We start from the raw sequence: 15974 nt of genomic DNA, 5'->3' as shown, positions 1-15974 counted from the left end.
ACTTGTTACTTACCTGACTGCTATCTCACTATGATAATTTAATGAGAAAATACTAAAGATTAGTCTTAATTAGATCAAGATACATCTTTTATGACATACTCTTTCACATAAGATAATTATCACAGAACTGAATACACAGGGTAAATAAATAAAAAAAACGGATTATTCCGATCGAGAATAATCCGTTTTCTAATAGTCACTTAATATGCTTATTCAAGTTCAACTTCAATCGTTATTTGCTCTTGTAACTTATTATAGAAGCTGTTGTATACCTGTTTTATATTCTCGTAATACTCTGGTTCAATGACCGCTTTTGATTTAAGCAAACCGACCATTACCTCTATCCTATTGTTTTTCCTTGTATATTTTACTTGAGCTGATACACCAGAATCAACATCTTTAATTTCTAAATCATCTGGCAACACATCAACCTTATACCCTTTAGGAATTAAAAGGGAAACAGAATAAGTATATGAATTAGGAAAGGCAAAGTCGATAGGGTAAAGCCTATTATCTGTCACAAAAGGATTGCTTTTCCCATCATAGAATTGAAAGAGATTGACAAAAAACTTATTGTTAAAACTAAAACTTCCATTTGGTTTATTCACACCAAACGATATTCGAGCAATATTCTTATCCACCGTCCTATTGTCATTAAGAACAAAATTGTGAACAGATAGCCCTGGGTTTACAAACTCTAACTCCTTTATATATTTAAACCTTCCCATAAAACTAAACTTTTCTTTTACAAAAAAAGCTTCGTAATTATCATAGGCGTGGATTGCTGTACCTGTCAAGGAACCATTAGGTTTAAACTCTAATTGATAATTCTCCTTTCGAGAAGAAACAAAAGCAGGTGTAGAGATTAAGTCTTTCGTACCTTCTTTGTCACTAAACATAGTAACAACACCATTTAGATTGTCAATTGGAATTACACCTATAGAGGCATTTTTACTTGAGGCATCTAAAAAATAGTAGCTACCTTCACTTTGTAAAACAGCTATAAGGTTATTGTAGTACATTCCTTGCCATTCCTTTTTCTTCCCATTGCTACGTGTACTAACCAAAGCAGGGTTTGCATCTAATCCAACATATCGCAGCATTGAGATTAACATGAGATTAATATCAGCAGTATTTCCCTGCCCTCTTAAATAAGTGCTCTTCAGTCCGTTTTCTGGGTAAATGCCGTACATTCCATTCCAAGTAACTTCCTTCTGAAGGTAATTTAGTATCAAATCAGCTTTCTCTAAATCACTCTTTGCAGATAAATCAAGTTGACTTATTTTTTTTCTGTAATAGCGGTCATTTAAAATTTCCTTCCAATAGCGTTTATTCTTCTGTAAGTTTTCAAAAAACGTTTGTTTTGTTCCTAAAACTTGTTGCTGTTTACTTCCAGGAAATTGTACACTACTCAAATCAAATCTAACCTTATTGATATAATTGGCAGCATTATCTACCAAGACTTCTTCAGAAAAAGTGGGAACATTAAGTGCGACAAGTGTTTTCTCTAATGTTTTAATCGTATTCGAATCCAGTAAACCATTTCCGTATTTCACATCGATAATACTCTCATTTGACGCAATCTTTTGACTACCTGTTTGAATCATCTGATACGTAAAATAAGTTGGAATGCGCATGGTATAAATAGATCTTTGTTTAGGCAAATCTCCTTGTATAAACCATTCAGGCAAGACATCTAAATTCTCCGATAACTTTTTATATCGATAAGTAATTATACTGCCTTCAGGGATATTGGGAATCTTGGTAAAATCTACACCTTTCTCGCGGTAATCCCCCTCCTTCTTTGATTCAAAAGATGTTATTTTAGTTTTTGTGATTTCATTGTTTACTAAAGAATAAACATAGACTTCATCGATAGTGACATCTTCTGCATAAGCACCTCGAACAAAATAAGGTATTGTAAAGGATAATTTACTAAGGTCCCGCTCCTTGTAAAGCTTAATTTTTCGAGTAACTTCTTCGCCTGATATAAAATTTCCGTCCCTTAAGTTAATATCAAAATACACCTTGTTCTTTTCATCTACAATGACAGCACCACTTGTAGGAAACGCTCTATTCTGCTTTTCTAATAATTCTTCTTTAGTTACATTGTCTATTGATACCTGAGCAATACTACTAAAAGTACTCAAAACTAAAAATGAGATAAGAAATATTTTTTTCATTTATACTCTACTTAAAATAATTGAGAAGAAAGGTAAGGTATTCTTTGAGAAAAACAAAGATGTTTAAGATAGATCAATCCAGCAATAATAATAAAAACCAAGACTATTCGTCTTGGTTTCTTCCTTCTTTATAAACATCTGTTCGATAATTTTCGTCCTCTCCATCTAAGATCTGTATATAGCTCTTGTATCTTGACCAAGCTAACAAATCATCGTCTAAAGCATCTTTGACAGCACATTGAGGTTCTTCTCTATGCAGGCAATTATTAAACTTGCACTGATCTTTCAAGGCGAAGAACTCAGGAAAGTAATCCCCTACTTCTTGTGGCTCCATATCCACAATACCAAACCCCCTGATTCCAGGTGTATCGATAATTTGGGCATCAAAAGAAAGATCAAACATTTCAGCAAAGGTTGTTGTATGTTGCCCTTGTTGATGCTGCTGTGAAATCTCAGCTGTCTTTAGATTCAAGCCAGGCTCAATCGCATTGATTAAAGTAGATTTTCCTACCCCGGAATGTCCAGAAAACATCGAAACATTTCCTTTCATTCTCTCTTTCACTTCCTCTATACCTTTACCCGTCATGGCAGAAACACGTAAGCACTCATATCCAATTTGACTGTAAATGTACTGAAGATAAAGTTGTTCATCTAAGGCTTCTTCCGAGAAAGTATCTACTTTGTTAAACACCAATACTGTCTTAATACCATAAGCTTCAGCGGTAACTAAAAAGCGATCAATAAAGCTCGTTGTTGTGACAGGATTATCAATAGTTACAAGTAAAAACACTACATCGATATTCGATGCAATAATATGAACTTGCTTTGATAGATTGACTGATTTACGGACAATGTAATTCTTTCTTGTCTCAATTATATCAATTACTCCTGTAGTCACATCATTTGTCGTTTCCAACTCAAATTGTACATGGTCTCCAACTGCAATAGGATTAGTACTCTTGATCCCCTTTATACGGAATTTTCCCTTTATACGGCAATCATAGAATTCGCCATCCTCACTCTTAACCGAATACCAACTACCTGTTGATTTGTAAACGATTCCCTTCATATAATACTCTTATCTTACTTTTCTTCTTTATTAATAATCTTATCTTGTCTATAGATACTCTCTTGGTGAATAGCTGTATAAATATTAGTAATGAACTCCTCGGTAAACCCAATGTGTTTTCCTTCCTCTTGCATTTTCTCCAATATTTTCGTCCATCTATCTTGTTGGAACACGGCTACGTTTTTCTCTTTCTTCAATGTACCGATAGAATCAGATATCACCATTCTCTTTCTCAACAAATCCAATAATTTACTATCCATATCATCGATTTGGATACGCATTCCTTGTATTCTTTGTAAGAAATCCTCTGTGTCATCTGTTGCATTTCTCACCTTCAAATTAGCGATAATATCGCTTAATTGTTCTGGAGTAACTTGTTGAGCAGCATCACTCCAAGCGTTATCAGGATCACAGTGAGTTTCAATCATTAACCCATCGTAATTCAAATCCAATGCTTGTTGAGATACTCCTAATATCTTCGTTCTATTTCCTGTAATATGTGATGGATCACAGAAAATTGGAATATTTGGCAAATGTAACTTTAAATCTAATGGTATTTGCCATTCTGGAATATTTCTATACTTTGTTTTTTCGTAAGTACTAAAACCTCTGTGGATAACACCCAGTTTTTTAATACCTGCTTTTGCTAATCTTTCTACTCCACCCATCCATAAAGATAAGTCTGGATTAACAGGGTTTTTAATTAGTACTATTTTATCAGTACCTTCAAGTGCATCGGCAATTTCTTGTACAGCAAAAGGGTTAACAGCTGTACGCGCACCAATCCACAAAATATCGATGTCGTGTTCCAAACACAATTGAACGTGTTCGGCAGTTGCTACTTCTGTTGCAAGTAACATTCCCGTTTCAGCTTTCACTTGTTGCAACCATTTTAATCCAATGGCTCCAACACCTTCAAACCCACCTGGACGAGTACGAGGTTTCCAGATACCAGCGCGATAGACCTTTACTTCTTTTGGCAAAGATTTAGCGATTCTCATTACTTGTTCTGGGGTTTCTGCACTACATGGTCCTGCAATTATTGCAGGATTTTGTCCTTGGAATAAAGACATCCAATCCTTGTTTACATCAAGTTTTTCCATTGGTTTAAATATTTACATTAATAACGACTTTTAATTGAGTGGAAAATTACGATTTTATACTCAAAAAGGGATACAATTTAAGCTAAAGAATTAGAATATTTATATTTTTAAAAGATTAATTGTTTATAAATAAGTATTTTTACGCCTTACTCAATCAAAAATCAAAGTAAATGACATTATTAACCTTTACACTAATTATGTTCTTAGGAGCTTTTGCAGCAGGTTTTATAGGGTCACTTTCAGGTTTGGGTGGAGGAATTATCATTATTCCTCTTCTTTCTGTTTTCTTAGGGGTGGATATGCATTATGCCATTGGTACAGCCTTAGTAGCAGTTATTGCAACCTCATCCGGATCCGCCTCTGCTTATGTAAAAGAAGGTATAACGAATATGCGATTGGGAATGTTTTTAGAAATAGCCACTACAGCAGGAGCCGTAATTGGCGCTATTATTTCGACAAATGCTCCTACCTCAATCTTAGCAATCGTATTTGGACTTACACTGACTTTTTCATCTATTAATTCACTTAGAAAAAAAGAGGATCACTTAGTATTACCCGAAGATTCATCTGCTCTTGCCCGCAACTTAAAATTAAACAGCAGTTATCCAACTCCATCAGGAGAAAAAGTAAAATACGGAATGACCAATATTGTCGGTGGATTCAGTATGATGGGAATTGCAGGTATGATGTCCGGACTTTTAGGAATTGGTTCAGGAGCTTTTAAAGTAATTGCAATGGATACAATCATGAAAGTACCCTTTAAAGTTTCAACAACTACAAGTAACTTCATGATGGGAGTGACAGCTATTGCAAGTTCTGTTATCTATATCCAAAAAGGCTATATCGAACCGAGTATATGTATGCCAGTGATTATAGGTGTATTGATCGGCGCTATGGTTGGAGCAAAAGTTTTGGTAAAAGCTAATCCTAAGAAACTAAAAGTATTCTTTGCTTTCTTAATTTTGGCATTAGCTATAAATATGATGTATAATGGTATAATGGGTAATATATAAACTATGAGTACAGCAAAATTCAACGACTCAGACTTACAAAGCATCATTGGTAATGTCTTGAGATATGGTGTATTACTTGCCTTGACAGTAGCAGTGATTGGGGGAATTATCGTAATGTTTACCAAGTCAGGTAATACAGTAGACTTTAGTACGTTTATAGAAAAAGACGACAATATATTCAATGTAATTAATCGCATATTTGCAGGAGTGGGACATGGAGATGGTGAATCAATCATCTTTCTTGGGATACTGTTACTTTTTATAACACCTGCTTTGCGTTTGTTACTTTCATTAGTGTCTTTCTTTTTTGAAAAAGACTGGTTATATGTATTTATTTCTCTGATAGTGATTGGAATCATAGTACTGAGTGTAACCTTAGGTTTTTCGCATTAAATCAATAGTCAATTCTTTATAAACAGCTATAAAATGTCTTTAATCGTTCAAAATATAAGTAAAAGTTACGGCGATCAAAAAGCCTTAGACAATATTAATTTTTCAGTACCAACAGGTCAAATAGTAGGTTTTTTGGGTCCGAATGGAGCGGGAAAATCAACGTTAATGAAAATCTTAACTACTTATGTACACAGTGACCAAGGTCAAGCCTTTGTCAACGACTACAACGTAGAGACGCAAACTCGAAACGTGCAGCGTTCTATCGGCTACTTACCTGAGCACAATCCCCTATATCTCGATATGTACGTACGCGAATATCTAAAGTTCAATGCGGAAATATACAAAGTAGAAAAACAACGCATTGAAGAAGTGATTACTCTAACTGGTTTGACTGTTGAAGCACACAAGAAGATAGGTCAACTATCGAAGGGATACAGACAACGTGTTGGACTTGCGACAGCTCTATTACACGATCCTGCTGTTTTGATATTAGACGAGCCAACAACTGGGTTAGACCCAAATCAATTAGTTGAAATTAGAGACTTAATTAAGAATATTGGAAAGAATAAAACGGTGTTTTTGTCAACTCATATTATGCAAGAAGTCGAAGCTATATGTGAACGCGTTATTATCATTAAACAAGGTAAAATAGTAGCAGACCAAATGCTCTCATCAATGTTAGAGAATCAAAACGAACAAATCATTGCAGTAGAATTTGACTATAAAATTGAGATAGAGTTCATTAATCGAATCCCTAATTTAATTCGTTCAAATCACATCCACGATACCAAATGGGAACTTGTATTTCCAATAGAGGGAGATTTTAGAGCTACTGTATTTGACTTTGCACAAGAGCAAGGCTTAAAACTGTTGTCTTTACAAGTAAAAAGCAAAAACTTAGAAAATCTCTTTAGAGAAATTACACAATAAAAAAAGTCAAGAATGATGATTCTTGACTTTCTACAATATCGGAGAAGCTAATTCAATTGAATTAGCTTTTTTTCTTATTTCTTAAATAATCCGTTTATCTCTGCATCAATTCTATTGATAATATCTCCCAAATCTTCAGGATTATCCACAAAGTTCAAGTTATCAACATCTACAATCAAGAGTTTACCTCTGTCGTACCCTTTAATCCAAGTTTCGTAACGATCATTCAATTTATTCAAGTACTCGATAGAGATTGAGTTCTCATACTCTCTCCCTCTCTTGTGTATTTGTCCCACTAAGTTAGGTACAGAGCTTTTTAAATAAATTAATAAGTCAGGTGCTGCAACAAGTTCTTGCATTAATTCAAATAACGAAGAATAGTTGTTAAAGTCTCTATTTGACATTAACCCCATAGCGTGTAAGTTTGGAGCAAATATATACGCATCTTCATATATAGTACGATCCTGAATGATGGCCTTACCACTTTGTCTAATTTGTAAAACTTGGCGAAAACGACTGTTTAAAAAGTAAACTTGTAGGTTAAAAGACCAACGATCCATTTGATGGTAGAAATCATCTAAGTATGGGTTATCTACAACGTCCTCATAATGTGGCTCCCACCCATAGTGTTTAGCCAATAAGTTAGTCAATGTAGTTTTTCCCGCACCAATATTTCCAGCAATAGCTATATGCATTACGGTAATTTTAAAAGGTAATTGTTTAATTTTTCGTCTGTAAAAATACTCAATTTTTGAGTGTTATAAAAGAAGCCTAAAATGCTTTTTTCCTTCAAATCAATGAAATACTTTTTACTTTTCACTATATCAACGAAGTACAATTTATTATTAGAAGAATAAATAATTTTATTATTGTCAACCATCTGCCATTTATCAATAGGGTCTTCGCTTTTATAGTTCAAGGTAACTTGTCCTTTTACGTCTATTCCCTTAATCTCATTGGATGTATTCAACCAATATAAGTTTGTCAACGTTGAATAATAACTGACAAAATTTGTTTCTTCTAAATTGTAAATCGTATGACGCTCATAAGAGTTCATATTGTACAAGCGAACAAATCCATCATTTGCCAAATCAACCATCCACAATTTTCTCCCAGCACTATGCGCAATATAAGCTATATCCATGCTTGGAAATTTTACATTGAAATCTATGATATCAAGCTGGGCTAATAGTCGATTCAAAACAATGATACTTTGTTCCTCTTTAAAAAACAAGATAGGAGAATTCGGGATTGTTAAGTCCACATTAGAAATATCTCCAAACTTACTTGTTTTATAATGGCTTGATTGATATTTATTTGCTTTATATAGCGTATTCTCTAATAGCGTATAGTTATAGTCAAAAACATCTCTAATCAGAAATGAAGAGTTCTTTATTATGCCTTCAGATAGATTAAGTTTTGGTCGGAGCGTATCTTGTCCAAAACTATAAACAGAAAACAATAAAAATAGTACAGTAGTTACAAAACGCATTTCTTATTTTTTTGTATAAGTAAGAATGGTAAAAGCGTAAAAGTGCTTCTCATCCTTCTCGTGATATTCTTCTTTTTCTAATACCCATAAATCTTGATTAAACTCAGGAAAAAAGGCATCTGCATCAAAAGTGTGGTGAACACGTGTCAATTCAATCTTATGAGCAAAAGGCAAAGCCTGTTTATATATTTCTCCACCGCCTATCACAAATACTTCCTGTTCATCTTTGACTAAATCAAATGCCTCACTCAAAGCGTGAACAACCACACATCCTTCTGGTACAACGTAATCTAATTGCCTTGTTATAACAATGTGTTTTCGATTAGGAAGGGGCTTTGGAAATGTCTCAAACGTCTTTCTTCCCATAATGATTGTATGATGAGAAGTTTTTGCTTTAAAATGCTTAAAATCATCTGGCAAATGCCACAATAACTTATTGTCTTTACCCAAAGCGTTATTCTCAGCAGCTGCCGCTATTAATGTAATAGTCATCTCTCAGTATATTAGTTTATAGACTCAGTATCTTTGTTGATTGAAACTGTTTCTTGTTGATTCAGATCGCGCTTCACATCCACTAACGGAAAGTCCTTTTCTACTTTTGTTCTGAGTTCACTAATCTTCTTTTTTTGCTGTTCAATTAAACGAGCTATTTGTTTATCTTGCCATTTCTTGCCCATAAATCGGTTGACAATTGTCACATTGACAAAATGAAGAAACAACACAAATGCCCATAATCCAATTGCATAAGGCCACCAAACTGGAGCGACTGTAGTATCTTGAACAAAAGCATTTATAACAAACATTGCAATGCTCCCTAATACAAACAGTACAAAATGAAAGAATAAATACTTTTTCTGTTTTATACGATGACGTGCGTAATCGTACATTTCATAGTTATTTTCTTTATCCATAGTATTCTCTTTTTTACTATTACACTGATACTTGTCCTTTAATAGCTGGATGCGGATCATAGTCAACCAAACTAAAGTCTTCAAACTTGAACTCGAAGATATCCTTTACTTCGCTATTGATTAACATTTTAGGCAATTTTTTAGGCTCTCTTGACAATTGCAAATTCACCTGATCAATATGGTTATTATAGATATGTACATCACCAAAAGTATGTACAAAGTCTCCATATTCTAAATCGCAAACCTGAGCTACCATCATCGTTAGAAGAGCATAAGAAGCGATGTTAAATGGCACACCCAAAAACACATCGGCACTACGTTGATAAAGTTGACATGACAATTTACCATCAGATACGTAGAACTGAAAGAAAGAGTGACAAGGAGGTAAAGCTGCTTTGCCATTGGCAACATTTTCAGCAAAGGAAACAGAAGTATCTGGCATTACACTTGGGTTCCAAGCTGTAACCATAATCCTTCTACTTGTAGGATTCCCCTTTAAAGTTTCTATTACTTCCTTAATTTGATCTATCCCTTCCCCATTCCAATTTCTCCATTGATAACCATATACTGGACCTAAATCGCCATTCTCATCTGCCCATTCATCCCAAATGCGAACGCCATTATCTTTCAAATATTTGATATTAGTATCTCCTTTTAAAAACCATAATAACTCGTGTATTATCGATTTTAAATGTACTTTTTTGGTTGTTACTAAAGGAAAGCCTTCAGATAAATCAAAACGCATTTGATAACCAAAAATACTTTTGGTTCCTGTACCCGTGCGGTCACCTTTTTGTACCCCTTTTTCTAATACTTCTTTTACTAAATCTAAATATTGTTTCATTGTTGTGTGGTCCTAAAATCTTATCGTTTCTTATCTTTTATTTAATTCGTCTCTCAACTTAGCTGCTCTTTCATAATCCTCATTTTCAATAGCCTCATTCAGTAAAATATTCAATTGTTTCTCATTGAATCCACTGTAGTCATCTACCTTTGTATCCTCCTCTATAATCTGTTCAACTTGAGCTACGATATCATCTACATCATCCTCTTGCGAATTTTCTTGAGCATCTTCTCCACTGAGTATTATACCAGCTTGCTCCATTATATCTTTATAGGTAAATATAGGTGCACCGAATCGAATAGCCAATGCAATCGCATCAGAAGTACGCGCATCCATCATTTCTTCAACACCAAGTCTTTCACAAATAATAGTTGAAAAGAAAACACCATCTACTAATTTATGAATAATTACTTGTTTCAATTGAATCTCGAAACGCTCAGCAAAAGTCTTAAACAAATCGTGAGTTAAAGGACGTGGGGGTTTTATCTCCTCCTCAATTGCAATCGCAATAGATTGAGCCTCAAAAGCACCAATGACAATTGGCAACTTTCTTTGACCTTCAACTTCATCTAATATTAGGGCATACGCACCATTTTGTGAATGGCTGTATGATATTCCTTTCACCATTAATTTTATCAAACTCATAATTTTCGTTTATAAACAAAAAAGCAACTAAAACAAAGATATAAATTCTTTGCTTAGTTGCTTTTATATTTTGTGAAAGCTTTGTACTTCTTACGAATTTTGAGCTTTGAATTCTTTTAATTTTTCAACTAATTGCGGTACAACTTGGAAAGCATCACCAACAATACCATAATCTGCAACTTTAAAGAATGGCGCTTCTGCATCAGTATTAATAGCAACCTTCACTTTAGATGAATTAACACCTGCAATGTGTTGAATTGCTCCAGAAATACCTACTGCAATATACAAGTTTGAAGCTACAGGTTTACCTGTTTGCCCAACGTGTTCCTCATGAGATCTCCATCCTAAATCAGAAACAGGTTTAGAACATGCTAACGCCGCTCCTAATACCTCAGCTAAGTCTTCTAACATTTTCCAATTCTCTGGACCTTTTAATCCACGACCTCCAGATACAACGATATCAGCATCTGCGATAGTTACTTGTCCTGAAACTTTTTCAACATTCTCAACTTTTAAACCAAAGTCACCTTCGTTTAATGTTACAGCGAAGTCCTCTGCTGCTGCAGCTCCAGTCGCTTCAACTAAACCGAATGAATTTTTAGCTACTGCGATTACTTTCACCTCTGTAGTTAATTCTGTTAGGTTAAATGCTTTATTAGAAAAAGCAGTTCTCTTTACTACAAAAGGAGAAGTGCTCTCTGGTAAAGCTACAACATTAGACGCAAATCCTGCTTCTAAACCTACAGCTACAATCGGTGCTGTATATAAGCTATCTGTTGATGAAGATAAAACAACTACTTTTGCTCCTTCTTTCTGTGCAGCTTGCTTTATTACATCTGCATAAGCCTTTGCATTAAACGTATTTAACTTGTCGTTTGATACTTTTAATACTTTATCTACACCATACTTGCCAAGCTCACTTACATCTGATGCATTTACAGTTACTGCTGTAACAGTTGTTCCTAAAGAATCTGCTACTTTCTTAGCATAAGAAGCTAATTCTAATGCTACTTTCTTAAATTTTCCTTCTGCTGATTCAGCATATATTAAAACTGACATACTCTTCTTTTTTAAGGTTTACAATAAATTAATAGATTAGATTACTTTAGCTTCGTTGTGAAGTAAATTGATTAGCTCATCTAAGTTATCAGGAGAAATCATTTTACAAGCTGATTTAGCAGCAGGTTTTTCAAATTTCACCGCTTTACTTGCAGCCTCTGCCCCTACTGGATCTAACACTGTAAGCGCTTTTGTACGTGCAGACATAATTCCACGCATATTTGGAATACGCAAATCCTTTTCCTCTACTAATCCTTTTTGTCCACCAATCACAATTGGCAATTTCCCCGAAATAGTTTCTTTACCTCCGTCAATCTGGCGAATACCTTTTACTGAAGTTCCCTCTATTTCTAATCCTTCACATGAATTGATGAAGTCGTATCCCAAAAATGTAGCTAACATTCCAGGAACCATTCCTCCATTGTAATCTAATGATTCTTTCCCTGCCAATACCAAATCGTATCCTCCATTTTTTACTACCTCAGCAAGCTGTTTTGCAACAAACATCCCATCTGTTGGATTAGCATTCACACGAATTGCTTCGTCTGCTCCAATAGCTAAAGCTTTTCTTAAAGTTGGCTCTGTATCAGCGCCTCCAACGTTAACAACAGTAACTGTTGCACCTTGTTTCTCTTTAAACCAAATAGCACGTGTTAAAGCATATTCATCGTTTGGGTTGATAACAAACTGAACTCCATTTGTATCAAACTCAGTATCACCATTCGAAAAGTTAATTTTAGAAGTAGTATCAGGCACATGGCTGATGCAAACTAATATTTTCATCTTATATAGTTTTTTAGTTTCACAATTCTCGTATTGACGAAAATAATAATTTATTTTGATTATTTTACTATGCACGCATAATATTTTGTAGACCGAATACTTTTAGTATTTAGACAAAACACCTCTTCTTTAGATTTAATCCAAACAATATAGATTATTTTAATCCATTTTCTTATTTACTTCGCAATTACAATACGGTTACTATTAATAATAAGATATTTTTTTTAACATCTTAAATAGTAAAATTGTGTCATTTATCACTGAAACAGTAGCTCTCAAAGGATCTATACTCCACATCTCTCAAAAATTATACATTTGAAGTACGAGTTCATCATACGACAACCTTATACAATCACCACTATTGACAAAATATTCCTTGACACCTATTCACTTTCTTTGTCTATTTGGATATACTTGCTTCGGATATTGTTCGGATAATCTTCGGCAAAGGCCTTGTTTTCCCAAGCATATCCGAACAATATCCGAACAAACCTCCCAGCAGATTACTTGAAATACCGATTTTACAAAGCGTACAAGTTATTTGCATTTAGGAAAATAAAAATGAAAAGCACTCCAATACTCTCAATGATTAGCATAATAACAAAGAGTCACACTGACAAAATTTCTGTTGAAAATAGATTGCAGCGAAATAAATCGATCTATCAAAATAATCGATTACAAAACCTAATTCTATTATGCAAAAAAAGGGTGACCTCACAGCAGCAAACTCACTACCAAACACAATTGTCACTTGAACTATGTAAAATAAAATCGCCTCCTTTGGAAAAGGATGAAAAGAAAACATCACTTTCTGATAAATTCAAAAACAAAACTCGCAAAACAAAGCATACAACGATGCCTATTGCTTCTAATTCCTTTTGATAAAGTACACCATCCAACGTGAATTCGATTTAACCCAGCCGTTTATTATATTACCCATATTTATTGACAATTTACCAACAGCTTTGTACCGATATGCAAGGACATTGCTTGGGGGTTTCTTGCACCTTTCTTCGAGAAAACCCCTCTCTGGCCAAGAAAACTCCGAGAAAAGTGCTACTAATCTCCAAGAAAGTGCAAGCTTACCCCTCTTTTACAATATGCTAATCTGCTTTTTAAGATTCGTCAACTGAATCATCTATTTTGCTGATTTCGCTAATAGATAAAATAGAACCTTTTTTTTTGAGTAGACAAACAGATATAAACTAATATCTAAAAGGCTATAAGCATCCGCCTTTTCTAAAATCGAACTTGTGTTAATCGAAGTGAAGTGACAAACATAGGTAAATCAAACTAATGCTTGCAAATACATATAAAAACAAAATATTTTCAAGGCAATACTATCCAAACAAAGCTTAAAGTAAGCGACTAAACACTTAATTACACATTTATTATTTGCAAAGTGTAAAAAAGAATAATTTTATATTTAAAAAGTATATTTTATAAAAATAAACAATAAATTATAGTTATTTATTCAATTTTTAATAATTATATTAGTTCATTATATATCAAATTATCAACTAAAAAAGAAAGCTTTCTAAACGCCATATTCATTTCATCGCAATAAATAACACATTGGTCTTATTGAATACTACTTCCTTATTATTCACTAAGTACAAGTATAGAAAACCATAAGCTTAAAAAAATAATATAAACCAACCAACATTAAACATTATGAAAAATTTATTTACCCTATCAAGCTTATTTGCTGTGATTTTTTTGTTTCTATCCTGTTCAAGTGATGACAATGAAACAACTATTCCTGCAGACAAACAGAAGTTGACTTTAACTGCTGATCACGAAACTACCACTATTGGTACAACCGTTAAATTCACTGTCAAACTTAACGATCAAATTATCACTGACGCCCTTGTTAAACAAAAAGACGGAGAAACGCTTACTTCAGGGGAATGGAAGCCCGAAGCTGCTGGTACTTTTACATTTGTAGCCCAAAAACAAGGATTTGAGAACAGCAATGAAATTTCTATTGTTGTCACAAAAGAAAAGACACAACTCATACTTACAGCGAATAAAACAACTGTTGAAAATGGGGAAGAAGTTTTATTCACAGTAACAGCTGAAGAAGAAGGAATATCTGATTTTACTTTAGAAATCTTAAACAAAGAAAAAATAAACAGCAATAAGTGGATTCCAACTGAAGAAGGAACTTTTCAAGTTATTGCAAGCAAAGAAGGATTTATCGATAGTACTCCTTTAGAGATAATTGTTACAGAAAAAGTAGATGCGGAAGCAAAAGGAGAAGGCAGCTTCACTTATATAGGTGCAACCTATACAATTAACAGTAGCAAGTTAATACTACAGGGAATATCTTCGAGTAGCAACCCTACTGCAACATGGATATTACAATCGAAAGACCTTGAAAAGAACATTAGTGTTTACACTTTCTTTGCTACACCTGCAGCTGAGGGCAAAGATGGAAACTACACATTTGAAATGCCAACAACTAAAAATATATCAAGACTAATGCTTACAGTAATAGATGAAACTACGCAGTCTGTGATAGATCTTGCCGTAATGGGTATCGAAGTTGAAGCACAGTTTGGCGCTATCAATGTAAACAATATAGTTCCTGGTAATATAAAAATAGCAATAGAAGACTTAGGTGGTGAACCATTTGAATTAAATTACAAAGGAACACACAACTACGAAAGAACAGTACACGAATAAAAAACAAAAAATGATTAATAAGTAAATAACTACTTACTTAAATGAAACATCTATGAAAATTTTAAAATATATAGCAAGCTTGAGTATCTTGTGTTTCTTAGCTACATCATGTAGTAGCGACGATAACAAAGACACAGATAAGAAAGAGCCAAAGTTACATTTAACGGCATCTTCAAATGAGATAACTGTTGATCAAGACATTACCTTTAGCATTTTCGCAGATGGCAAACCCGTAAATGACGCAATCATAACACTTGCCGATGGGGAACAAATTGCCAATAACAAATGGACAGCTGTAAAAGCCGGAATATTTTACTTCACTGCAAGTAAAAAAGGTTTTCAAACCAGTGAGAGAATCTCCATTACAGTGAAAGAAAAAGAGAAGGAAGAAGAAAAAGAACCAGAAGTAAAAGGAGAAGGAACCTTTACCTACAAAGGTAAAACCTATACCATAGACAAGAGTACACTTTCTTTTGAAGGGAAATTCAAATCTGACGATAACTCTTTTGAGGCAGGATGGATTATAGATTCGGTAAACAACGAAAGTGGATTATCTGTACTTTCAATATGTTTCACCCCCATTATCACAACAGCTGAAGGTAAAGAAATGTACCAATTGCCAAACGAAACTAATATAACCTCTACAATGCTATCTATATTCCAAGATGCCTCAGAGATATATTACACTCGAACGAATGTCACTATAAAAGCAAAATTAGAGCAAACAAAATACGAAGAAATTGCTTCAGGATACATCAAAACGACTTGTACAAATGTCAATCAAGAAGATTTTTCATTAGAATACAGAGGGTTACATCACTTACACTTGCAAAATTGGACTGATTCATAAAAGTAAACACC

General features: G+C 34.0%; 16 protein-coding genes. 5 read left to right on the top strand and 11 right to left on the bottom strand.

The window, feature by feature from the left end; translation table 11 throughout:
• Positions 1-209: 209 nt before the first annotated feature.
• The 3 genes from NWE55_RS10285 to NWE55_RS10275 form a co-directional block, all read right to left on the bottom strand.
• Entirely contained in the window at positions 210-2183 is a 1974-nt protein-coding gene (locus tag NWE55_RS10285) for a DUF3858 domain-containing protein (RefSeq protein ID WP_155091111.1), read from the bottom strand.
• Between the two features lie 103 nt (positions 2184-2286).
• Positions 2287-3252, bottom strand: a complete 966-nt coding sequence (gene rsgA / locus NWE55_RS10280) for a ribosome small subunit-dependent GTPase A (RefSeq protein WP_155091112.1) — start codon at positions 3250-3252, stop codon at positions 2287-2289.
• A 14-nt stretch (positions 3253-3266) separates the two neighbouring features.
• Positions 3267-4355, bottom strand: a complete 1089-nt coding sequence (locus tag NWE55_RS10275) for a chorismate mutase (RefSeq protein WP_155091113.1) — start codon at positions 4353-4355, stop codon at positions 3267-3269.
• Between the two features lie 170 nt (positions 4356-4525).
• Between NWE55_RS10275 and NWE55_RS10270 the strand changes: the two genes are divergently transcribed.
• Genes NWE55_RS10270 through gldA form a run of 3 tightly spaced genes read left to right on the top strand, consistent with a single transcriptional unit; the run spans position 4526 to position 6691 of the window.
• Positions 4526-5368, top strand: a complete 843-nt coding sequence (locus tag NWE55_RS10270) for a sulfite exporter TauE/SafE family protein (RefSeq protein WP_155091114.1) — start codon at positions 4526-4528, stop codon at positions 5366-5368.
• Positions 5369-5371: 3 nt separating this feature from the next.
• Entirely contained in the window at positions 5372-5761 is a 390-nt protein-coding gene (locus NWE55_RS10265) for a DUF1634 domain-containing protein (RefSeq protein ID WP_155091115.1), read from the top strand.
• 33 nt (positions 5762-5794) lie between these two features.
• Positions 5795-6691, top strand: a complete 897-nt coding sequence (gene gldA, locus NWE55_RS10260; RefSeq protein WP_155091116.1) for a gliding motility-associated ABC transporter ATP-binding subunit GldA — start codon at positions 5795-5797, stop codon at positions 6689-6691.
• Between the two features lie 74 nt (positions 6692-6765).
• Here the strand turns inward: gldA and NWE55_RS10255 are convergent, their stop codons facing one another.
• The 8 genes from NWE55_RS10255 to NWE55_RS10220 all read right to left on the bottom strand — a co-directional run bounded on the left by NWE55_RS10255 (position 6766) and on the right by NWE55_RS10220 (position 12425).
• Positions 6766-7386 carry a deoxynucleoside kinase gene (locus NWE55_RS10255; RefSeq protein ID WP_155091117.1) on the bottom strand — a complete coding sequence of 207 codons (621 nt, stop codon included), beginning with the start codon at positions 7384-7386 and terminating at the stop codon, positions 6766-6768.
• Positions 7386-8183: a hypothetical protein gene (locus NWE55_RS10250; protein ID WP_155091118.1), complete on the bottom strand. Its 798-nt coding sequence runs from the start codon at positions 8181-8183 to the stop codon at positions 7386-7388. Before NWE55_RS10250 ends, NWE55_RS10255 begins: the two co-directional genes overlap by 1 nt.
• Positions 8184-8186: 3 nt before the next feature.
• Positions 8187-8675 carry a dihydrofolate reductase gene (locus NWE55_RS10245; RefSeq protein WP_155091119.1) on the bottom strand — a complete coding sequence of 163 codons (489 nt, stop codon included), beginning with the start codon at positions 8673-8675 and terminating at the stop codon, positions 8187-8189.
• An 11-nt stretch (positions 8676-8686) separates the two neighbouring features.
• Entirely contained in the window at positions 8687-9094 is a 408-nt protein-coding gene (locus NWE55_RS10240; protein ID WP_160339541.1) for a 2TM domain-containing protein, read from the bottom strand.
• Positions 9095-9113: 19 nt separating this feature from the next.
• Positions 9114-9938 carry a thymidylate synthase gene (locus tag NWE55_RS10235; protein WP_155091121.1) on the bottom strand — a complete coding sequence of 275 codons (825 nt, stop codon included), beginning with the start codon at positions 9936-9938 and terminating at the stop codon, positions 9114-9116.
• A 30-nt stretch (positions 9939-9968) separates the two neighbouring features.
• Positions 9969-10583: a bifunctional nuclease family protein gene (locus tag NWE55_RS10230; RefSeq protein ID WP_155091122.1), complete on the bottom strand. Its 615-nt coding sequence runs from the start codon at positions 10581-10583 to the stop codon at positions 9969-9971.
• A 90-nt stretch (positions 10584-10673) separates the two neighbouring features.
• Positions 10674-11642 carry an electron transfer flavoprotein subunit alpha/FixB family protein gene (locus tag NWE55_RS10225; RefSeq protein ID WP_155091123.1) on the bottom strand — a complete coding sequence of 323 codons (969 nt, stop codon included), beginning with the start codon at positions 11640-11642 and terminating at the stop codon, positions 10674-10676.
• 36 nt (positions 11643-11678) lie between these two features.
• Complete coding sequence (locus NWE55_RS10220; RefSeq protein WP_155091124.1) at positions 11679-12425, bottom strand: electron transfer flavoprotein subunit beta/FixA family protein; 747 nt, start codon at positions 12423-12425, stop codon at positions 11679-11681.
• A 1674-nt stretch (positions 12426-14099) separates the two neighbouring features.
• Here NWE55_RS10220 and NWE55_RS10215 point away from each other — a divergent pair.
• Positions 14100-15113, top strand: a complete 1014-nt coding sequence (locus tag NWE55_RS10215) for a hypothetical protein (protein ID WP_155091125.1) — start codon at positions 14100-14102, stop codon at positions 15111-15113.
• 52 nt (positions 15114-15165) lie between these two features.
• Positions 15166-15963 (top strand): hypothetical protein, encoded by a 798-nt coding sequence (locus NWE55_RS10210; RefSeq protein WP_155091126.1) that lies wholly within the window; start codon positions 15166-15168, stop codon positions 15961-15963.
• Positions 15964-15974: the final 11 nt, after the last annotated feature.

It is taken from the genome of Myroides albus (assembly GCF_024722315.1).
In the GTDB taxonomy this organism is placed as follows: Bacteria; Bacteroidota; Bacteroidia; order Flavobacteriales; family Flavobacteriaceae; genus Flavobacterium; species Flavobacterium album_A.
Note: the sequence above shows the minus strand (reverse complement) of the source record. Positions and strands in the feature narration are given on the sequence as shown.

Excerpts from the sequence above, each read along its gene's own strand:
- NWE55_RS10220 (WP_155091124.1), bottom strand. The coding sequence starts at position 12,425 with ATGAAAATATTAGTTTGCATCAGCCATGTGCCTGATACTACTTCTAAA.
- NWE55_RS10270 (WP_155091114.1), top strand. The coding sequence starts at position 4,526 with ATGACATTATTAACCTTTACACTAATTATGTTCTTAGGAGCTTTTGCA.
- NWE55_RS10210 (WP_155091126.1), top strand. The coding sequence starts at position 15,166 with ATGAAAATTTTAAAATATATAGCAAGCTTGAGTATCTTGTGTTTCTTA.
- NWE55_RS10235 (WP_155091121.1), bottom strand. The coding sequence starts at position 9,938 with ATGAAACAATATTTAGATTTAGTAAAAGAAGTATTAGAAAAAGGGGTA.
- NWE55_RS10230 (WP_155091122.1), bottom strand. The coding sequence starts at position 10,583 with ATGAGTTTGATAAAATTAATGGTGAAAGGAATATCATACAGCCATTCA.
- NWE55_RS10225 (WP_155091123.1), bottom strand. The coding sequence starts at position 11,642 with ATGTCAGTTTTAATATATGCTGAATCAGCAGAAGGAAAATTTAAGAAA.
- NWE55_RS10255 (WP_155091117.1), bottom strand. The coding sequence starts at position 7,386 with ATGCATATAGCTATTGCTGGAAATATTGGTGCGGGAAAAACTACATTG.
- NWE55_RS10250 (WP_155091118.1), bottom strand. The coding sequence starts at position 8,183 with ATGCGTTTTGTAACTACTGTACTATTTTTATTGTTTTCTGTTTATAGT.
- NWE55_RS10240 (WP_160339541.1), bottom strand. The coding sequence starts at position 9,094 with ATGGATAAAGAAAATAACTATGAAATGTACGATTACGCACGTCATCGT.
- NWE55_RS10275 (WP_155091113.1), bottom strand. The coding sequence starts at position 4,355 with ATGGAAAAACTTGATGTAAACAAGGATTGGATGTCTTTATTCCAAGGA.
- gldA (WP_155091116.1), top strand. The coding sequence starts at position 5,795 with ATGTCTTTAATCGTTCAAAATATAAGTAAAAGTTACGGCGATCAAAAA.
- NWE55_RS10265 (WP_155091115.1), top strand. The coding sequence starts at position 5,372 with ATGAGTACAGCAAAATTCAACGACTCAGACTTACAAAGCATCATTGGT.
- NWE55_RS10245 (WP_155091119.1), bottom strand. The coding sequence starts at position 8,675 with ATGACTATTACATTAATAGCGGCAGCTGCTGAGAATAACGCTTTGGGT.
- rsgA (WP_155091112.1), bottom strand. The coding sequence starts at position 3,252 with ATGAAGGGAATCGTTTACAAATCAACAGGTAGTTGGTATTCGGTTAAG.
- NWE55_RS10215 (WP_155091125.1), top strand. The coding sequence starts at position 14,100 with ATGAAAAATTTATTTACCCTATCAAGCTTATTTGCTGTGATTTTTTTG.
- NWE55_RS10285 (WP_155091111.1), bottom strand. The coding sequence starts at position 2,183 with ATGAAAAAAATATTTCTTATCTCATTTTTAGTTTTGAGTACTTTTAGT.